The organism is Chromobacterium sp. Rain0013, from assembly GCF_015291765.1.
Taxonomy (GTDB): domain Bacteria; phylum Pseudomonadota; class Gammaproteobacteria; order Burkholderiales; family Chromobacteriaceae; genus Chromobacterium; species Chromobacterium haemolyticum.
In genome coordinates, this window is sequence record NZ_CP031514.1 from 4,771,024 (window position 1) to 4,789,230 (window position 18,207).

The 18,207-nt window shown below is 63.2% G+C and carries 17 protein-coding genes; 8 read left to right on the forward strand and 9 right to left on the reverse strand.

From position 1 onward, the window contains the following. Window positions 1-35: 35 nt before the first annotated feature. On the reverse strand, window positions 36-299 hold the full coding sequence (rpsT, locus tag DXT74_RS21850; protein ID WP_039756090.1) for a 30S ribosomal protein S20: 264 nt from the start codon (window positions 297-299) through the stop codon (window positions 36-38). A gap of 126 nt (window positions 300-425) precedes the next feature. On the opposite strand from rpsT, the gene murJ reads away from it, so the two are divergent. The 3 genes from murJ to queF all read left to right on the forward strand — a co-directional run bounded on the left by murJ (window position 426) and on the right by queF (window position 3,634). Continuing rightward, window positions 426-1,961, forward strand: coding sequence for a murein biosynthesis integral membrane protein MurJ (gene murJ, locus DXT74_RS21855; RefSeq protein ID WP_194426984.1), 1,536 nt, complete (start codon window positions 426-428; stop codon window positions 1,959-1,961). A 2-nt stretch (window positions 1,962-1,963) separates the two neighbouring features. Then, the gene (locus DXT74_RS21860; protein ID WP_194426985.1) at window positions 1,964-2,731 is read left to right on the forward strand and encodes a CPBP family intramembrane glutamic endopeptidase; all 768 of its coding nucleotides are present in this window, start codon (window positions 1,964-1,966) and stop codon (window positions 2,729-2,731) included. 63 nt (window positions 2,732-2,794) lie between these two features. Then, window positions 2,795-3,634 carry an NADPH-dependent 7-cyano-7-deazaguanine reductase QueF gene (queF, locus tag DXT74_RS21865; protein WP_196783796.1) on the forward strand — a complete coding sequence of 280 codons (840 nt, stop codon included), beginning with the start codon at window positions 2,795-2,797 and terminating at the stop codon, window positions 3,632-3,634. A gap of 224 nt (window positions 3,635-3,858) precedes the next feature. On the opposite strand, the gene DXT74_RS21870 is transcribed toward queF, so the two are convergent. From DXT74_RS21870 to aroQ, 5 genes are all read right to left on the reverse strand, one after another. After that, entirely contained in the window at window positions 3,859-4,968 is a 1,110-nt protein-coding gene (locus tag DXT74_RS21870; RefSeq protein WP_194426986.1) for a DUF3426 domain-containing protein, read from the reverse strand. Continuing rightward, window positions 4,965-5,861, reverse strand: a complete 897-nt coding sequence (gene prmA / locus DXT74_RS21875; protein ID WP_043592855.1) for a 50S ribosomal protein L11 methyltransferase — start codon at window positions 5,859-5,861, stop codon at window positions 4,965-4,967. Before prmA ends, DXT74_RS21870 begins: the two co-directional genes overlap by 4 nt. After that, entirely contained in the window at window positions 5,861-7,219 is a 1,359-nt protein-coding gene (accC, locus tag DXT74_RS21880; RefSeq protein WP_194426987.1) for an acetyl-CoA carboxylase biotin carboxylase subunit, read from the reverse strand. Before accC ends, prmA begins: the two co-directional genes overlap by 1 nt. Window positions 7,220-7,340: 121 nt before the next feature. Beyond that, entirely contained in the window at window positions 7,341-7,796 is a 456-nt protein-coding gene (gene accB, locus DXT74_RS21885; protein ID WP_043592859.1) for an acetyl-CoA carboxylase biotin carboxyl carrier protein, read from the reverse strand. Between the two features lie 36 nt (window positions 7,797-7,832). Further along, complete coding sequence (gene aroQ / locus DXT74_RS21890; protein ID WP_043592887.1) at window positions 7,833-8,282, reverse strand: type II 3-dehydroquinate dehydratase; 450 nt, start codon at window positions 8,280-8,282, stop codon at window positions 7,833-7,835. A gap of 279 nt (window positions 8,283-8,561) precedes the next feature. On the opposite strand from aroQ, the gene queA reads away from it, so the two are divergent. The 5 genes from queA to ubiB all read left to right on the forward strand — a co-directional run bounded on the left by queA (window position 8,562) and on the right by ubiB (window position 13,077). Further along, a complete protein-coding gene (gene queA / locus DXT74_RS21895; RefSeq protein ID WP_114154942.1) occupies window positions 8,562-9,584 on the forward strand; it encodes a tRNA preQ1(34) S-adenosylmethionine ribosyltransferase-isomerase QueA in 1,023 nt (340 codons plus the stop codon). A 37-nt stretch (window positions 9,585-9,621) separates the two neighbouring features. Further along, on the forward strand, window positions 9,622-9,993 hold the full coding sequence (locus tag DXT74_RS21900) for a gamma-butyrobetaine hydroxylase-like domain-containing protein (protein ID WP_043592862.1): 372 nt from the start codon (window positions 9,622-9,624) through the stop codon (window positions 9,991-9,993). 2 nt (window positions 9,994-9,995) lie between these two features. Then, window positions 9,996-10,730 carry a bifunctional demethylmenaquinone methyltransferase/2-methoxy-6-polyprenyl-1,4-benzoquinol methylase UbiE gene (gene ubiE / locus DXT74_RS21905; protein WP_043592865.1) on the forward strand — a complete coding sequence of 245 codons (735 nt, stop codon included), beginning with the start codon at window positions 9,996-9,998 and terminating at the stop codon, window positions 10,728-10,730. 229 nt (window positions 10,731-10,959) lie between these two features. Beyond that, a complete protein-coding gene (locus DXT74_RS21910) occupies window positions 10,960-11,544 on the forward strand; it encodes an SCP2 domain-containing protein (protein WP_043632097.1) in 585 nt (194 codons plus the stop codon). Window positions 11,545-11,550: 6 nt separating this feature from the next. Continuing rightward, on the forward strand, window positions 11,551-13,077 hold the full coding sequence (gene ubiB / locus DXT74_RS21915; protein WP_081555472.1) for a ubiquinone biosynthesis regulatory protein kinase UbiB: 1,527 nt from the start codon (window positions 11,551-11,553) through the stop codon (window positions 13,075-13,077). A gap of 8 nt (window positions 13,078-13,085) precedes the next feature. Here the strand turns inward: ubiB and DXT74_RS21920 are convergent, their stop codons facing one another. From DXT74_RS21920 to DXT74_RS21930, 3 genes are all read right to left on the reverse strand, one after another. Further along, on the reverse strand, window positions 13,086-14,498 hold the full coding sequence (locus DXT74_RS21920; protein WP_231138241.1) for a 3'-5' exonuclease family protein: 1,413 nt from the start codon (window positions 14,496-14,498) through the stop codon (window positions 13,086-13,088). Window positions 14,499-14,627: 129 nt separating this feature from the next. Continuing rightward, window positions 14,628-15,902 carry a Y-family DNA polymerase gene (locus tag DXT74_RS21925; protein WP_081576181.1) on the reverse strand — a complete coding sequence of 425 codons (1,275 nt, stop codon included), beginning with the start codon at window positions 15,900-15,902 and terminating at the stop codon, window positions 14,628-14,630. Between the two features lie 275 nt (window positions 15,903-16,177). Continuing rightward, complete coding sequence (locus DXT74_RS21930) at window positions 16,178-17,932, reverse strand: cholesterol oxidase substrate-binding domain-containing protein (RefSeq protein WP_052370271.1); 1,755 nt, start codon at window positions 17,930-17,932, stop codon at window positions 16,178-16,180. Window positions 17,933-18,207: the final 275 nt, after the last annotated feature.

Sequence of the window (18,207 nt, forward strand, 5' to 3'; positions counted from 1 at the left end):
GGAGCCTTTGCGTATTCTTCAGCTCTGGGCTGTGATCAGGCCATGGCCTTGATCTGAGCCGACAGACGGCTCTTGTGACGAGCGGCCTTGTTCTTGTGGAACACGCCCTTGTCAGCAATGCGGTCAATCACTTTTTCGGAAGTGTGGAACACTACCTTGGCAGCGGCTTTATCGCCGGCTTCAACTGCCTTGAGCACTTTCTTAACTGCAGTACGGAATGCAGTACGCAGGCTGGCGTTGTGCGCGCGCTGCTTAAGGGCTGTGCGTGCACGCTTGCGAGCTTGTGCGCTGTTAGCCATGAATCTTTCTCCTGATGAGCGGAATCTGAAACCCGCGATTCTAAGCCCTAAACTCAGGTTTTGCAACAATAAACCTGGCGGCGTACACTAGCGGGCCTGCTCAACGCTAGATAAACCACCCGCAACATGAATCTGCTCAAGGCTCTGGCTGCTGTCAGCAGCATGACCATGGTGTCCCGCATCCTGGGCCTGGTCCGCGACACCATCATCGCTCGCGTTTTCGGGGCCGGCATGGCCGCCGACGCCTTCAACGCCGCCTTCAAGATTCCCAACATGCTGCGCCGCCTGTTCGCCGAAGGCGCGTTTTCGCAAGCTTTCGTGCCCATTCTGGGCGAATACAAGAACCAGCGCAGCGAAGAGGAAACCCGCGAATTCGTCGCCAAAATCACCGGCGTGCTGGGTTCGGTGCTGCTGCTGGTCACCGCCGTCGGCATGCTGGCCGCGCCCCTGATCATGTGGATATCCGCGCCCGGCTTTTACCGCGAGCCGGCCAAGGCGGCTCTGTTCGCCGATATCCTGCGCGTGTCCTTCCCTTATATTTTCTTCATTTCGCTGTCGTCCATGACCGGCAGCGTGCTCAACAGCTGGGGCAAGTTCTCGATTCCGGCCTTCACGCCCACCTTTCTCAACCTCAGCTTCATCGTGTTCGCGCTGTTCTTCAGCAGCCACTTTGATCCGCCCATCATGGCGCTGGCTTGGGCGGTGTTTGTCGGCGGCCTGGTGCAACTGGTGTGGCAGCTGCCCTTCCTGAAACAAATAGGCATGCTGGCGCGCCCGGTGTTCGCCTTCCGCGACCCGGCGGTCTGGCGCGTGATCAAACAGATGGGGCCGGCCATTTTCGGCGTGTCGGTGGCGCAGATCTCGCTGCTGATCAACTCCACCTTCGCCTCCTTTCTGCCCACCGGCAGCGTGTCCTGGATGTATTACGCGGACCGGCTGATGGAGTTCCCCTCCGGCGTGCTGGGCGTGGCGCTGGGCACCATCCTGCTGCCCTCTCTATCCAAACACGCGGCCACCCGCTCCGACGGCGAGTTCAGCGTGCTCTTGGACTGGGGCATCCGCCTGTCGTTGCTGCTGGCGGTGCCGGCCACGGTGGGCCTGGGCCTGCTGTCCGGCCCGCTGCTGGCCACGCTGTTCACCTACGGCAAATTCACCGCCCACGACGCTCTGATGTCGCAGCAGGCGGTGATCGCCTACTCCTTCGGCCTGCTCGGCCTGATTCTGGTCAAAGTGCTGGCGCCCGGCTTCTACGCGCGCCAGGACATCAAAACCCCGGTGCGCATCGCCCTGATCACTCTGTGCCTGACCCAAGTGATGAACCTGGCCTTCGTGTTCCCGCTCAAGCACGCCGGCCTTGCGCTGTCCATCGGTCTCGCCTCCTGCCTCAACGCCGGCCTGCTGCTGCGCGCGCTGCTCAAACGCGGCATCTACCAGCCCTCCGCCGGCTGGGGCGGCTTCCTCGGCAAAATGGCCGTGGCCATCGCCGCCATGGCCGCCGCCTTGCTGGCGCTGCAATGGCTGCTGCCCGTCCACTGGCACGGCCCAGCCTGGCAGCGCGTGGCCTGGCTCGGCCTGCTGGTGACGGCCGGCGCGGTGGTCTATTTCGCCGCGCTGTTCGCGCTCGGCTTCCGCCCGCGCGACTTCATGCGCCGCGAACGCTAAACATGAGCAGCCTGCCGCACACGCCCTCCCTGACGCCGGCCGACCGCCAGGCCGCGGGCGTGCTGCTGGTCAGTTGCCTGTGCCTGACCCTGCTCTACTACCCCGCCAACCGCTACTGGATGCTGGACTGGCTGCAGCAATCGTGGCCGGCGCTGGGCCTGTCCTTCCGCCAGCAGGTGGTGCACAACCCGGACACCGATCTCTACCGCGCCGCCTATTGGGCGCTGGCCAGCATCGCCAGCTACTGCCTGCTGCCGCTGCTGGCCATCCGCCTGCTGGACCGCCGCCCGCTGGCCGACTTCGGCCTGGCCTGGCCGGACCGCGCCGCCTTGAAAACCGATCTGAAGCTGTTTCCGCTGTTCTACGCGGTGATGCTGCCCCTGGTGTGGTGGGCGTCGGGACAGCCGGGCTTTTTGAAGATCTACCCTTTTTTCCGGCTTAGCGCCGGCGAAAGCCTGTGGCCGCACTGGCTGCTGTGGGAGCTGTTGTACTTCGCCCAGTTCGCCGCGCTGGAATTCTTCTTTCGCGGCTATATGGTGCATGGGCTCAAGCCCAGGCTGGGCATCAGCGCCATCTTCGTGATGGTGCTGCCCTACTGCATGATCCATTTTGAAAAACCGCTGCTGGAAAGCCTGGCCGCCATTGTCGCCGGCGTTGCGCTGGGCGCGCTCAGCTATCGCTACCGCTCCATCTGGCTGGGCATCGCCTTGCATTGCAGCGTGGCGCTGACCATGGATGTGATGGCGCTGTGGCGCAAGGGCCTGCTTTAAAAAGCGGCTCACGCTCAGCGACGCCGCGGCGATGCCGCTTTGAAAACCGATATAATTCAAGCCATGAACACTCAAGCCATGTCCCCGGAGCAATCGCCTCTGGGCAAAACCGTCAGCTACCAGGACCATTACGCCCCCGGCCTGCTGTTTCCGATCCCCCGCCAAGTCAAGCGCGATGAAATCGGCGTGGACGCCGCCGCGCTGCCATTTGCCGGCGTGGACATCTGGACCGGTTTCGAGCTGTCCTGGCTCAATGCGCGCGGCAAGCCGCAGGTGGGCATCGCCACCTTCCGCATCCCCGCCGACAGCCCCAACCTGATCGAATCCAAATCGTTCAAGCTTTATCTGAACAGCTACAACCAGACCCGGATGGCCGGCCTGGACGCGCTGCGCCGCCAGCTGGCCGACGACCTATCCGCCGCCGCCGGCAAGGCGATAGGCGTCGACATCATGCTGCCGCAAGAGTTTGGCGGCGAAACCATCGCCGAACTGGCCGGCGACTGCATCGACGATCTGGACATCGAGGTGGATAACTACGCGCCCTGCCCGCAGATCCTGCGCGCCAACGCCGACGATGTCGTCAGCGAAACCCTGTGCAGCCATCTGCTGAAATCCAACTGCCTGGTCACCGGCCAACCGGACTGGGGCAGCGTGCAGATCCGCTACACCGGGCCGCGACTGGACCGCGAGGCGCTGCTGCGCTACCTGATAGGCTTCCGCCAGCACAACGAATTCCACGAGCAATGCGTGGAACGCATCTTCACCGATCTGCTGCGCGCCTGCGCGCCCAGCCGGCTCACCGTCTACGCGCGCTACACCCGCCGCGGCGGACTGGACATCAACCCCTTCCGCAGCAATTGCGGCGAGATGCCGGTGGGGAATACCCGCACCGCGCGGCAATAAGGTTGCTCTGAGAACCAGTTCAAAGTCTGCTGCGCTTCGTGGAGCGTTGCACGGTGAGTACAAGCTCAAAATGCTCATGTACCACGTGTACATTCCGCTTTTTCGCTCGTTTTCGCTCTGTCTCGCCCTTGCTCGCGAGACTTTGAACAGGCTCTGAGCGGGGAAAAGCAAACAGGCCGGCAAATGCCGGCCTGTTTGTCGTATTGGAAACGATGATCAATGGTTCAAGGGTAGAACCAATACAAGCTATACCCCATCGCATGCACCTTGCCCGCATCCAAGCGCATGGTCACCTTGACCTCGCTGTTGGCGTTGAAATGCCCCAGTTTGAAATCGTCGGGCTTCAAATACTCCTTGGGCGCGAACACTTTGCGGATCAGCACTTGGTCGTCCGAATCCTTCAAGGTCACTTCCAGCATCGGATAGGCCTGGGAGTAAGTGGCGTGGTTCTTCAGCGTGGCGGATAACTGGATCAGATTGGGGAAATCCGGGACGAAGGCCAATTCCGACCACTCGGTGCGCACGCGGGCGATGTCGGTGGGCCAAGGCACCGCGCAGCCTACGGCGCCGCACAGGCTTTCCAGCGTCGGACGCAGCTCCGGCACTTCCGCCGCGATCCGGGTGCGGTTGAAATACACCAATTGGCCGGCCAACACCAGCACGCCTATCACCGAGGCGAGGACGGCCAGGAAGGTTAGCGCCGGATGGCGTCGACGCGGCGACTCGTCCGGCTCGTCTTCACGGTGGCTAGACAGCGGCTCGACGCGCGCTTCCTGCATCGGTCTGGCGGGGGGCTCTTCAAACTTGGGCTCAGCAATCGCTGCCGGCGCGGCTTCCGCTTCCGGTTCCGGCGCGGGGCGACGACGGTTGCCGAACACTTCCGGCGCGGGCTCCGCGGCGGCAGGCGGCTCGGCGTCAAACGGGTTGCCCAGCGGCGCGCTGACATGGCGATTCTGCATCGCCTCCGCCAAAGCGCGCTGGAACTCCTCGACGTCGGCGCGGGCGGCCGGGGCCTCCTCCGCCATCGGCGGCGGCATCAGCAATTCGTCCGGCGGCGCTTCAGCAGTGCTGGCGCCCGGATCGAAATCCGGCACTTCCAGCTCGAAATCGTCCAGCGCCTCGCGAGGCTGGGCAACCGGCTGCGGAACGGCCGGCTGTGGCGCCACGGCGCGCGGAGGCTCCGCCGGCGGCGCTTCCGCCGCGACGAAGTGCTCGGTGGCGTTGAACACATGCGAACAGCGCCCGCAGCGCACCAAGCCATTGGCGGCCGCTAATTGGGCATCATTGACCTTGAAGCGTGTCTGGCAATTGGGGCACTGTGTCGTATATGTCATACCGTGGGACGTCGGGTTCCTGTCAGTCTGGTCCATCCTTCGTCGAACACCGGAGCGTCCATCTGGAACCATTGTTCGTAGATGGCCGACAATTCTTCGGCTTGTTCGGCGAGAATGCCTGAAAGCACGATTCTACCACCGGTTTTGACGTGGCTCGCCAGCAACTGGCCCAACATGCGCAGCGGATTGGCCAGAATATTGGCCAGTACCACGTCGTAGACCGCTTCCGGGTTCTGGTCCGGCAGGCGGAAATCCGCCTTGACCTGGTTCTGCTCGGCGTTGTCCTGGCTGGCCCGCACCGCCTGCGGGTCGATATCCACGCCCAAGGCCGAGACCGCGCCCAACTTCAGCGCGGCGATGGCGAGGATGCCCGAGCCGCAACCGTAATCCAGCACGCTTTCTCCGCCTTGCAGATGCGCGTCCAGCCACTGCAGACACAAGCGCGTGGTGGGATGGCTGCCGGTGCCGAAAGCCAGGCCCGGGTCCAGTTGCAGGTTGACGGCGTTCGGCGCCGGCGGTTCGTGCCAGGTCGGCGTGATCCACAGCCGGTCCGAAATCCGGATCGGATCAAACTGCGACTGGGTCAGACGCACCCAATCCTGCTCTTCCACCCGCTCCACGTTGTAGCTAGGCAGGCTCAGGCCGCAGGCGTTGGCGGCGGCGGCGATCAGCAGGGCCACGTCGGCCGCTTCATCAAACAAGGTGATGATGCGGCTGCGGCTCCACAGCTTGTCCACCGGCTCGCCGGGCTCGCCGAAAATGGGCTCTTCGCGCTCGGTGCCGGCAAAAGCGTCCTCGATCGCGGTGGACAGCGCGCCGGCGTCCATCAACGCGTCGGCCAGACGCTCGGCAACGGTTGACTCGGCGTCAATGGTGGCTTGCAGCCAGGCCATTACGCGCCCCCTTTTTTCTGCTGCGACAAACGCTGCTCCAGATAGTGAATGCACGTGCCGCCGCGTTGGAAGGCCGCGTCCATGAACAGTTCCTGATGCAGCGGAATGTTGGTCTTGATGCCGGAAATGGAGATTTCCGACAGCGCTACCCGCATCCGCGCCATCGCCTGCTCGCGGGTATCGCCGAAGGCGATCAGCTTGCCCACCATGGAATCGTAATGCGAAGGCACGGTGTAGCCCTGGTAAATATGCGAATCGATGCGAATGCCCGGGCCGCCGGCCGGATGGTAGCTTTCGATCTTGCCCGGGGACGGCACGAAGGTGAACGGGTCCTCGGCGTTGATCCGGCACTCCATCGCATGGCCGCGCAACACCACGTCTTTCTGTTTGTAGCGCAGTTTCTCGCCGGCGGCGATGCGGATCTGCTCTTGCACGATGTCGATGCCGGTAATCATCTCGGTCACCGGGTGCTCAACCTGCACGCGGGTATTCATCTCGATGAAGTAGAACTCGCCTCGCTCGAACAGGAATTCGAACGTGCCGGCGCCGCGGTAGCCGATGCGTCGGCAGGCTTCGGCGCAGGCTTCGCCTATCTTCTGGCGCTGCTTGTCGGTGATGCCCGGCGCCGGCGCTTCCTCGATGATCTTCTGGTGGCGGCGCTGCATCGAGCAGTCGCGCTCGCCCAGATAGATGGCGTTGCCGTATTCGTCCGCCAGAATCTGGATTTCGATATGGCGCGGCTCTTCCAGGAATTTTTCCATGTAGACGGTGGGGTTGCCGAAAGCCGCGCCGGCTTCGGTGCGGGTCATCTGCACCGAATTGATCAGCGCGCCTTCGGTATGCACCACGCGCATGCCGCGACCGCCGCCGCCGCCGGCGGCCTTGATGATCACCGGGAAACCAATTTTCTTGGCGATCTTGACGATTTCGGCCGGATCTTCCGGCAAGGCGCCGTCGGAGCCCGGCACGCAGGGCACGCCGGCCTCTATCATCGCGTTCTTGGCGGACACCTTGTCGCCCATCTGGCGGATGGTGTCCGGACGCGGGCCGATGAACACGAAGCCGGACTGCTCGACCCGCTCGGCGAAGTCGGCGTTTTCCGACAGAAAACCGTAACCCGGATGGATGGCCTGGGAGTCGGTCACTTCGGCGGCGGCGATCAGGGCCGGCACGTTCAGGTAACTCTTGCCGCTAGGCGCCGGGCCGATGCAAACCGACTCGTCGGCCAGCTTCACGTACTTGGCTTCGCGGTCGGCCTCGGAATGCACCACCACGGTCTTGATGCCCATTTCGCGGCAGGCGCGCTGGATACGCAGGGCAATCTCGCCCCGGTTGGCAATCAGAATTTTTTCAAACATGGAATTCTCCGCTGGCGGCCCCGCCGGCGTCGTCGCCGGCGGGGCCGCCAATGCTGTCGTGGCAAACGACAAGGGCACAGACGCTGCGCCGTGCCCCCTTGCCGTCAGCCTGTCGTCTGGCTTACTCGATGATGAACAACGGCTCGCCGAATTCCACCGGCTGGCCGTCTTCAACCAGAATGGCCTTGACCACGCCGGAACGGTCGGCTTCGATCTCGTTCATCAGCTTCATCGCTTCGATGATGCACAGGGTATCGCCGGCGTTGACGTTCTGCCCCACCTCGATGAAGCTCTTGGCGCCCGGGCTGGGCGAGCGATAGAACGTACCCACCATAGGCGATTTCATTGCGTTCTTGTCGTTGCTGGCCGGCGCGGCGGCCTCGGCAACCGGAGCGGCAACGGCTGCGCTTTGCGCGTTGGGCACTTGCAGTGCGGTCATCGGCTGAGCGTAAGCCATCTGCGGCGCGGCGGATACGCGGGTGATGCGGACTTTTTCTTCCCCCTCGGTCACTTCGAGTTCGGCGATGCCGGATTCCTCGACGAGATCGATCAGCTTCTTGAGTTTACGGAGATCCATTGATAATCCTTCGAGTGGGATATTCGGTAGAGTGAGTCAGGCTTGCGCGGCAAGGTGCCGGATGGCGTGCGCAAGCGCCAGTTCATAGCCGTGGGCGCCGAGTCCGCAGATCACGCCGACCGCGAGGTCGGAGAAATACGAATGTTGGCGGAACGGTTCGCGGGCATGAACGTTGGAAAGGTGGACTTCGATAAACGGCACTCGCACCGCCGCCAGCGCATCGCGCAAGGCGACGCTGGTATGGGTGAAAGCGGCCGGATTGACCAGAATGAAGGCAGTACCGTCATGCAGGCACTGCTGCACGCGATCAATCAACACATGTTCCGCATTGCTCTGCAATGCCGACAATTCAAACCCTGCGGCGCTAGCCTGCTGTTCCAGCCGCTGGTTGATATCGTCAAGCGTTTCCCGGCCGTAGTGCTGCGGCTCCCGCTGTCCCAGCAGATTGAGGTTGGGGCCATGCAACACGAGGATTTTTCCGGTCAAAGCCTGCTCCTGTTTATCATCTTGGGCGCGAGTTTGCCGCAATTCGCTGCAAGATGTCTAGCTTTTGCATCATTTAAAACAGTTGTTTGGACACCAGGCACGGCCATTCTTCGAGTCAAAGCACTAGTATCCACGGGCGTTTTTCCACGTGGCAAGTTTTTACCGCCTTGCCGAAAATCGATGTTGATTCAGCGCAAATCCCGCCACCTCGCTCACTAAGCTGATGCCGGAGGGCGGCGGCACGGGTATAATTTGCCGATTCTGAATCTTTTACGTCTTATGCAGCTTTCCGACTTCGACTACCACCTGCCCGAGCGCTTGATCGCCCAGCACCCCCCGGCGGAGCGCGGCGCCAGCCGCTTGCTGCGCGTGGCCGGCCATGAGCGCGCCAATCTGCGCTTCACCGATTTCATTGATCAGGTCAGCCCCGGCGACGTGATGGTGTTCAACGACACCCGCGTGATCAAGGCGCGACTGTTCGGCGAAAAAGCCAGCGGCGGCAAGATCGAGGCGCTGATTGAACGCGTGCTGGACGCGCACACCGCGCTGGCCCACATCCGCTCCTCCAAATCGCCCAAGCCCGGCACCAGGCTGATTTTCGCCGATCGCTGGGAGGCGGAAATGGTAGAGCGCCACGGCGAACTGTTCAAGCTGCGCTTCCTGGCCGAGGACAATCTGTTCGACATCCTGGAAACCTCCGGCAAGCTGCCGCTGCCCCCTTATATAGAGCGCGGCGCCGGTCACGAGGATGACGAGCGCTACCAAACCGTCTACGCCCGCGAACGCGGCGCGGTGGCGGCGCCCACCGCCGGCCTGCATTTCACCGAGGACATGCTGGAGCAGCTGCGCGCCAAAGGCGTGCGGCTGGCCTACGTCACCCTGCACGTCGGCGCCGGCACCTTCCAGCCGGTGCGGGTGGACAATATCGCCGAACATAAGATGCACAGCGAGATCTACGAAGTGCCGGAAACCACCCGCGCGCTGATAGCGGAAGCCCACGCCGCGGGCCGCAAAGTGTTGTCGGTGGGCACCACCAGCATGCGCGCGTTGGAATCCGCGGCCCGCGGCGGCGAACTGACCGCAGGCCGCGGCGAAACCGACATCTTCATCACTCCGGGCTATCGCTTCCGGGTGGTGGACCGCCTGCTGACCAATTTCCACCTGCCCAAGTCCACGCTGCTGATGTTGGTCTCGGCCTTCGCCGGCTACGAGGAGATCCGCGCCGCCTACCAGCACGCGGTGGAGCAGGAATACCGTTTCTTCAGCTATGGCGACGCCATGCTGCTGGAACGAAAAGACTGATGCGCGGCTTGATCAGCCGCCTTTAGAGGATCAGATCATGTCCGGACTCACCCCCGACGCGCCCTCGCCGCAGGACATCCAGCTGCACGCGGTATCGCGCGTGCTGGAAATCAGCTTCGACGACGGCGCCCGCTTCGAACTGCCTTGCGAATACCTGCGCGTCTACTCGCCATCGGCGGAAGTGCGCGGCCACGGCGCCGGCCAGGAAGTGTTGCAAACCGGCAAGCGCCATGTCGCCGTCACCGCGCTGGAGCCGGTGGGCCATTACGCGCTGAAGATCACCTTCGACGACGGCCACGACAGCGGGCTGTACAGCTGGAGCTATCTATACGAGCTGGGCGCCAAGCGCGACCAGTACTGGCAGGATTATCTCAATCGCCTCGCCGCCGCAGGCGCGAGCAGGGAGTGACCATGGACAAGACGACCCACTTCGGCTTCAAGACCGTAGCCGAAAGCGAAAAAGCCGCCAAGGTGGCCGATGTGTTCCACTCGGTGGCCAAGAAGTACGATGTGATGAACGACCTGATGTCGGGCGGGCTGCACCGGGTGTGGAAACACTTCACCCTGACCACTTCCGGCGTCAAGGCCGGCGACAAGGTGCTGGACATCGCCGGCGGCACCGGCGACCTGTCCCGAGGCTGGGCCAAGCGCGTGGGCAAGAGCGGCGAAGTGTGGCTGACCGACATTAACAGCTCCATGCTGACCGTGGGACGCGACCGGCTGCTGGACGAAGGTCTGATACTGCCGGTCTCGCTGGCCGACGCGGAGAAACTGCCCTTCCCCGAGAATTACTTCGACGCGGTGTCGGTGGCTTTCGGCCTGCGCAATATGACGCATAAGGATGCGGCGCTGAAGGAAATGTGCCGGGTGCTGAAGCCGGGCGGCAAACTGATGGTGCTGGAGTTCTCCAAAGTGTGGAAACCGCTGTCGCCGTTCTACGACTTCTACTCCTTCAAGGCGCTGCCGGTCATGGGCAAGCTGGTGGCGAACGATCCCGACAGCTATCAGTACCTGGCGGAATCCATCCGCATGCATCCAGATCAGGAGACTCTGAAGCAGATGATGCTGGACGCCGGCTTCGGCAAGGTGGACTACCACAATATGAGCGGCGGCGTGGTAGCCCTGCACAAGGGCTACAAGTTCTAAGAAGCTGTTCATAGTCTGCTGCGCGTCGGCGATACGGCGTTGAAAACAGCTTCGAAATGCTCATGTACCTTATGTACATTCCGCTTTCTCAGCCGTTTTCGCCTTGTATTGCTCTAGCTCGCGAGATCGTAAACAGCCTCTTAAAGAACCGGTTTATCATCGGCGGCGCTCCGGCAATGCGGCCTTGAGACTAGACCCCTTCACCTTCCAATCACGGCGGAGACAACGCATGGGCATCCAGATTGCGGCATTCAACCACTTGTTGAACCAGCACCCGGCGGTGCGAGCGGAACTGGCCGCGCACGCCGGCCGACGCGTCGCCGTGGCGCTACCGCCCTTTCATGTGGCCGGCGTGATCACCGACGACGGCTGGCTGGCCGCCTGCGAGGGCGAGCCGGAAGCCACGGTGCGGCTCAAGCACGCTGTCGCGCTGGCGGCGGTGGCCGGACGGGACCCGGCGCTGAACGACATCCAGCTGGAAGGCGACGCCGAACTGGCCGCCGCCCTTGGCCGCCTATTGGGCCGCTTGCAGTGGAACGCCGCCGAGGACCTGTCCCGGCTGGTGGGCGACGCCGCCGCGCAACGCGCGGAAACCCTGGCGCGCGGCCTGCTCGGCTTCAAGGGCCAGGTGGCCTGGCGTTTGGCCGCCAACTGGGTGGAGCATCTGCGCGAGGAAGCGCCGGTCCTGGCCGGCCGCCGACAAGTGCAAGGCTTCGTCGCCGCGGTGGACACCTTGCGCGACGACGCCGGCCGCCTGGAAAAACGCCTGGCGCGGCTGCAGGCCGCGCTGCAACAAGAACAGACAAAGGCCTGACGGCACATGCGGATTTCGCGCTTCATCAAAATTGTTGGCACTTGCTATCGCTTTGGACTAGACGACTTTCTGGAAGGTCATTCCAAACTCGGCTTCATCCACAAGCTGTTCGCCCTGCTGCCGCGGCGCCGCGACGCCAGCGCACCGCTGCCGCAGCGGGTGAGGCTGGCGCTCGAAAGCCTGGGGCCCATCTTCGTCAAATTCGGCCAAGTGCTGTCCACCCGCCGTGATTTGCTGCCCCCGGACTACGCCGACGAACTGGCGCGGCTGCAAGACCAGGTGCCGCCTTACGACGGCTTGCAAGCGCGCGAGATGATAGAACGCAGCCTGGGCCGCAAAGTGGACGAACTCTACGTCGACTTCGACAACACCCCGGTGGCCAGCGCCTCGGTGGCCCAGGTGCACAAAGCCTGGTTGCGCCAGCCCGACGGCGGCCGCGGCCGCGAAGTGGCGGTCAAGGTGCTGCGCCCCGGCATCCAGCCTGTGATAGAGCAAGACCTGGCGCTGATGGCCACGCTGGCCGGCTGGGTGGAGAAGCTGTTCACCGACGGCAAGCGCTTGAAGCCGCGCGAAGTGGTGGCCGAGTTCGACAAATACCTGCACGACGAACTGGACATGATGCACGAGGCCGCCAACGCCTCGCAGCTGCGCCGCAACTTCAAGAACTCGGACATGCTGATCGTGCCCGAGGTGTTCTACGACTACACCAGCCGCGACGTGCTGACGCTGGAATGGATGCACGGCATCCCGGTGGGCCAGGTGGACCGGCTGCGCGAAGCCGGCGTGGACCTGTCCAAGCTCAGCCGCTTCGGCGTGGAAATCTTTTTCACCCAGGTGTTCCGCCACGGCTTTTTCCACGCGGACATGCACCCGGGCAATATCTTCGTCGCCGCCGACGGCCGCTACATCGCGCTGGACTTCGGCATCGTCGGCACCCTGACCGACACCGACAAGCACTACCTGGCGGTCAACTTCCTCGCCTTCTTCAACCGCGACTACCACCGCGTCGCCACCGCTCACATCGAATCCGGCTGGGTGCCGAAAGACACCCGCGCCGAAGAACTGGAAGCGGCGGTGCGCACCGTGTGCGAACCCATCTTCGAAAAACCGCTGTCGGAAATCTCCTTCGGCATGGTGCTGCTGCGTCTGTTCGAAACCAGCCGCCGCTTCAATGTGGAGATCCAGCCCCAACTGGTGCTGCTGCAAAAAACCCTCCTCAATATCGAAGGCCTGGGCCGCCAGTTGGACCCCAATCTGGACCTGTGGGACACCGCCAAGCCCTTCCTGACCAAGTGGATGAACGAGCAGATAGGCTGGCGCGGCCTGCTGCGCACGCTGAAGCACGAAGCGCCTCAATGGGCCACCACCCTGCCCACGCTGCCGCGCAAGCTGAATGACGCGCTGTCCTCCGCCAACAGCGAGCTGCTGATCAGCGGCTATATCCAGCTGATGCGGGAACAAAAGCGCCAGAACTGGCTGCTGGCGCTGATCGCCGTCCTGCTGGGGGCGCTGCTGCTGAAGAACTGGCTTTAAAAGCCTGTTCACAGCTCGCGCAGCGCCGTCCCCTCCACTGGCTTGCGCAGCCAGCCCTCCAGCAGCTTGTAGCTGTCCAGATCGAAAGACGGCGCGCCCTCCAGCGGGCCGCCCTCGCCCTGACGCGACCCCAGATAGCACCAGCGGTCGAACACATGCTCGGCGCGCTCGCCGGTCACTTCGTCGGTTTCCACCACCGCGATGGCGCCGGCGAACGGCCAGGCCTTCACTTTCAGCTTGGCCAAGGCGCCCAGCAACCGGATATCGTGCACCTCCGCCGGCTCGCGGCCGACACAGGCGCCGCGGCAACGGCCCAGCTTCAAGGCCGCGCACGGCGCGCCTTTGCGGCTGGTCACCGCTTCCACTCCCAACACCGACTGGCACAGCGCATTGCCCAGCGCGATTTCCGCCAGGATCTTGCGCGCCTCGCGCGCATGGCGGAACAAGCCGTACAAATCCGCGGTGCGGCTGAAATCCAGTTCGCGCGCGTACACCACCTTGGGACGAATGAAGCCGTCCTCCGTCACCAGTTGGATGGAACACAGCTCAGGGCTGAGCTTGCCGCGATGGTTATGCCTCGGCGCCAAAGCGTGGATGCGCTGCAACTCCAGCAAATGCCCGCCGAAATCGCCCAAGGTCTCCTGCCATTCCACCCTGCCTATCGGCTCGCCGATATGCACCTCGCGGCTCTTGCCTCCGCCTTTGACCGCAACGAAATGCGCCAGCACCCGGTTGCGCAGATTGCCGCCGCGGCCCACGTACAAAGGCTTGTCGTCCTCGTCGTACAGCGTGTACACCCCCGGCACGTCCGGCAGCAGTTCCAATTGATCCTGCAAGGCCGCCGGCAAGCCGGCCAGCTCCGGCGGCGCGGCCAGCACCGCCGCCATCGCCGCGCCCATCGCCTCCGCGCCCAGTTCAAGATGGGCGATGTCCAGAAAACGGCGCACCGCTTCCGCGTCCGCCAGCGCCCGGTGGCGTTCCGGCAGGCGAATGTCGTGGCGCTCTATCAGGCTGTCCAGGCTATGCTTGAAAAACTGCGGGTACAGGCGGCGCGACAGCTTCACCGTGCACAGCGACTGGCTCTGGAAGCGCAGCCCGACGCGGCGAAACTCGTTTTTCAAAAAGCTGTAATCGAAACGCGCGTTATGCGCCAGAAACAGACGGCCGGACAACATCGACAGCAAACGCTCGGCCAAGTCGGAGAACTTCGGCGCCTCCGCCACCATGGCGTTGGAAATGCCGGTCATGTTCTCGATAAAGGGAGGGATGGGCTGGCCGGGGTTGATCAGAGAGCTGAAGCGCTCCACCCGGTCTCCATCGATCAGGATGACGCCCACCTCGGTAATGCGGTCGCGGCTGATGTGGCCGCCGGTGGTTTCCAAGTCGACAATGGCGCAAGGCTGGGCAAACAGAGGGTTCAATGTCTCGCTTTCAAGTGCGGCGCGCGGCGGCTTGATTGCACTATAGCCACCGCCCTGGCCCCGCGAAGTTGCAAATCAAGAGCGGCATTTTACTCCAAGAGCCGGGGCGCAATCCGCTTTCCGCCGCCGCTATTTCGCCTTCGCCACCGGAATATCTTCCCAGCGCGTGGTATAGGCCGGCGACAACATGTCCTGCTTCATCTTCCAAGGCTGTTCCAAGCCTTCCGCCAACAACTTGACCGTCCCACGGCCCATGCGCTGGTTGATCGCGTCCAGCGCCGCCATCAAGCGTTTCCCTTTCTCAGGATCCGGCCCGCTGGCGAACAGGTCCGGCTGCGCCCGCTCCGCGTCCACCAATTGCCAGGCCATCACCCCGCACTTCTGGTAGCTGGCTCCAGGCCGCCACAAGCGTTCAAGCGCTCGGCTGGCCGCGGCCACCAACACCCGGCTGTCGGCGCTGGCCGGCAGCAAGGGCACCACCTCGCCGTCTCGCTGCACCGTGCCCTGCTGGTACACGCCGCGTTGCAGGCTCACTTGCAGGAAGGAGGCCAGAGAGCCTTGTCGCCGCAAACGCTCCGCCACTTGCGCCGCGTGCATCGACACCGCCTCGCGCGCCTCCTCCAGCCGCGTCACCTTGTGGCCGAAGGAGCGCGTGGACATCAAGGACTGCCTCGGCGGCAGCGCCTCCTCCAGGCTCAGGCAGGACAGGCCGTCCAGTTCGTCGGCGATGCGCGCCACAGTGACGCCGAAACGGCGGATCAGCCAATCCCGGTCCGCAGCCGCCAGCGCCGCGGCGTGGTTTATGCGCTCCAGCCGCAGCTTGACCGAAAGCTTGCGTCCCACGCCCCAGATATCCTCCACCGGCACGGCGGCCAGCAAGCTCCGCAGCTCCGCCGCGTCCAGCGCTTGCAGATTCATCACCCCGTCGCAGGCCGGGTTTTGCTTGGCCAGGTGGTTGGCCAGCTTGGCCAAGGTCTTGCTGGGGCCGATGCCGACGCACACAGGCAGGCCCAGGCCGCGCAGCATGGCATAGCGCATCTCTTGCGCCAGCCGTTCCGGCTCCGGCTCGCCGCCGATGTCCAGAAAGCATTCATCTATCGAATACACCTCCTGCGCGCGCGCAAAGCCGGCCAGCAGCCGCATCGCGCGGCCGGACAAATCGCCGTACAAAGCGTAGTTGGAGGAAAACACCGCCACGCCCAACTGCTCCAGCCGCGCCTTGTGCAGGAAGTAAGGCGCGCCCATGGGCACGCCCAAAGCCTTGGCCTCGGCCGAGCGCGACACGATGCAACCGTCGTTGTTGGACAACACGACAATGGGCAAGCCGGCCAGACCAGGGTTGAACACCCGCTCGCAGGAAGCGTAAAAGGAATTGCAGTCGACTTGGGCGTAACAGGATGGCATGGCTGGGCGGAATGGCGCGAATCCGGCGCGGTGGGAACGCTTATAGTGTAGCCTTCGCCGACCGGCGTAAGCGAGCGCGCAAAAAAACGGCGCGCCAGGAAGGCGCGCCGTCTCCGCTCTCTTCAAGCTTCAGAACTTGTTTACGATCTGCTGCGCGTCGTGATACGTCCCACGGCGAGCACCGCTTCGAAACGCTCATGCAGCACGCCTACATTCCGCTTTCTCAGCCGTTTTCGCCTTGTCTCGCCTTAGCTCGCGAGATCGTAAACGCGTTCTCAGAGACCCAGGCTGTCCAGCAAGGGCGAGGAGAACAGACGGTACGGATCGTAAGCCGCCAGCGCCGCCTTGGCCGCATCCCAGTTGGCCGCCGCCGGCTGCCCAGCGCGGAAGGCGTTGGGGATGGTCGTCTGCAGCATGGCGGAATCCGCCCACGCCGCCTGATCGGTATAGCCCCAGCCCTTGGACCACTCCGGACGCACCGCCGCGTAAGAACCGTTGAAATTGGCCTCTATCCACTGCTCTATCTCGCGATAGAACTGGTTGGCGTACGGCGTGCCCGGCAGCGTCAGAATGTCCAGCCACACGGCGACATTCCATTCAGGATGATCCGGGCGCGGGCGAATGGCGGACAGCGCCGGCGCCACGCCGCCGCTCAGCGCCGCCTCGCTCGGATCGTCCAGCCCGGTCACGCGGATTTCCACCGGCCCGTTCATCGGGTAGCGGCCCAACTGCTGATAAGCCTGCACCCGCGCCTGATAGAAGGTGACGAATTCATTGAGCACGCGCTGCACGTTCTCGCGACGGGTCAATACCGCGTAACCGTTGGCGGTGACGCGCAAGGTGGTGGGCTTGACGTAGAGCAGCAGGTTTTTGGACCAGCCCCACAAGTCCCAGCTGGCCGTGGCCACCAGGCCGGCGCTGGCCGCGGCGAACTGCGCCTTGCCGAAGGCCGGCGTCAGCTTGCCGTCTCCCAGCGACAGAATCTTGTTGGCCAGATCGGTCACTTCGTCGGGCAGGTTGTCGGAGAAGGGGTAGTTGAACGGCTTGTCGGTCTGGCGGGAGAACAGCGGCTTGTTCGGCGTCACCGTCCACACCTTGAGCCAGGGATTGCTGGTGAACGGGAACCAGATCGCTTCCACCCGACCCGCGCTGTCCAGGTAGCTGGCGAAAGTCCGTCCGCCGCTGCCCGCCGCGGCGAACATTTCGCCATAGGGGATGTTGAACCAGCTTTGACAACGCAAACGCTGGTTGGGCGCCGCCTGCAAAGTGGCCTCCACAATCAGCGAGCGGCCGACATGCGCCAGCAGCGGCGCGATTTGCGGATCATTGCGGACAAACTTGCGCAGCGCGTAAGCGCCGCTGGCCTTGTCGTAAACCACGGCGGTGAGGCTGAGCACCAGATTGCTGATTGAGCCGTAACTGGCGCCGGCCAGACGGCGTTCGCCCTTTGCCGGAATCGCGGTGCCGTGGCCGTTGATGGCCAGCACGCCGCCCAGGGTCAGGTCCCCCGGCGCAGGCGCGGCGGTCACACCCAGGCCGGCCTTTTCCAGGCCGGTAAGCAACGCTTCCATGGTGATGCCGGCCTGGGCCGTGACCTTGGCCACCGGCCCCGAGGCGTCGATGGACATCGCGGTCAAATATCGCGTGGTGTCCAACAACACCACCGCCGGGCAGCTCACGCCGGCGGCCAGCGTCAACGGCGACCAGTTATGCATCATGCCGCGCGCCCGCACCTTATAGCCGTTGTCCTTGGCCCAGTTGGCCACCTTTACCACCTCGTCCGCGGAGCGCGGCGCGCAGGTCCAGACATCGTCCACCTTGATGTCGCCGGCCCAGTTTTTGAAGCTTTGCTTGTATAAGGGAATTTCCGCAGGGAAATTATTGGGCTGGCTGCAAGTCAGCCTCGCCGCCATGATCCGCTCGGCCGGCAACCACCCCGCCAAGGCCCCCGCGGAAGCCAGTTTCAATCCTCCGGTCAAAAAGTCCCGACGGCTGGCGGCCAAAGGTTTTTCCGCATCATTCGAACTCATTCCAAAACTCCTCGCAATTGCAAAAGTAAAAATAAAAACAATACGGATTAAACATGAATTATTTAAACCGTATTCAGCAGGAATATTTGAAAATTTATAATGCGGATCGCTGATTCAGCTATCCCATTATCTTAATAGAATGACGCTATCATGTAACGCAACCATTAAAAACCTGACTTATTTACCAGTTAAATTGCTTCACTAATTTAATTCACTCCAGTGTAGATTTACGCGACACACACAAGGCCGTACAGAAGCATATTTCGGCATAATAC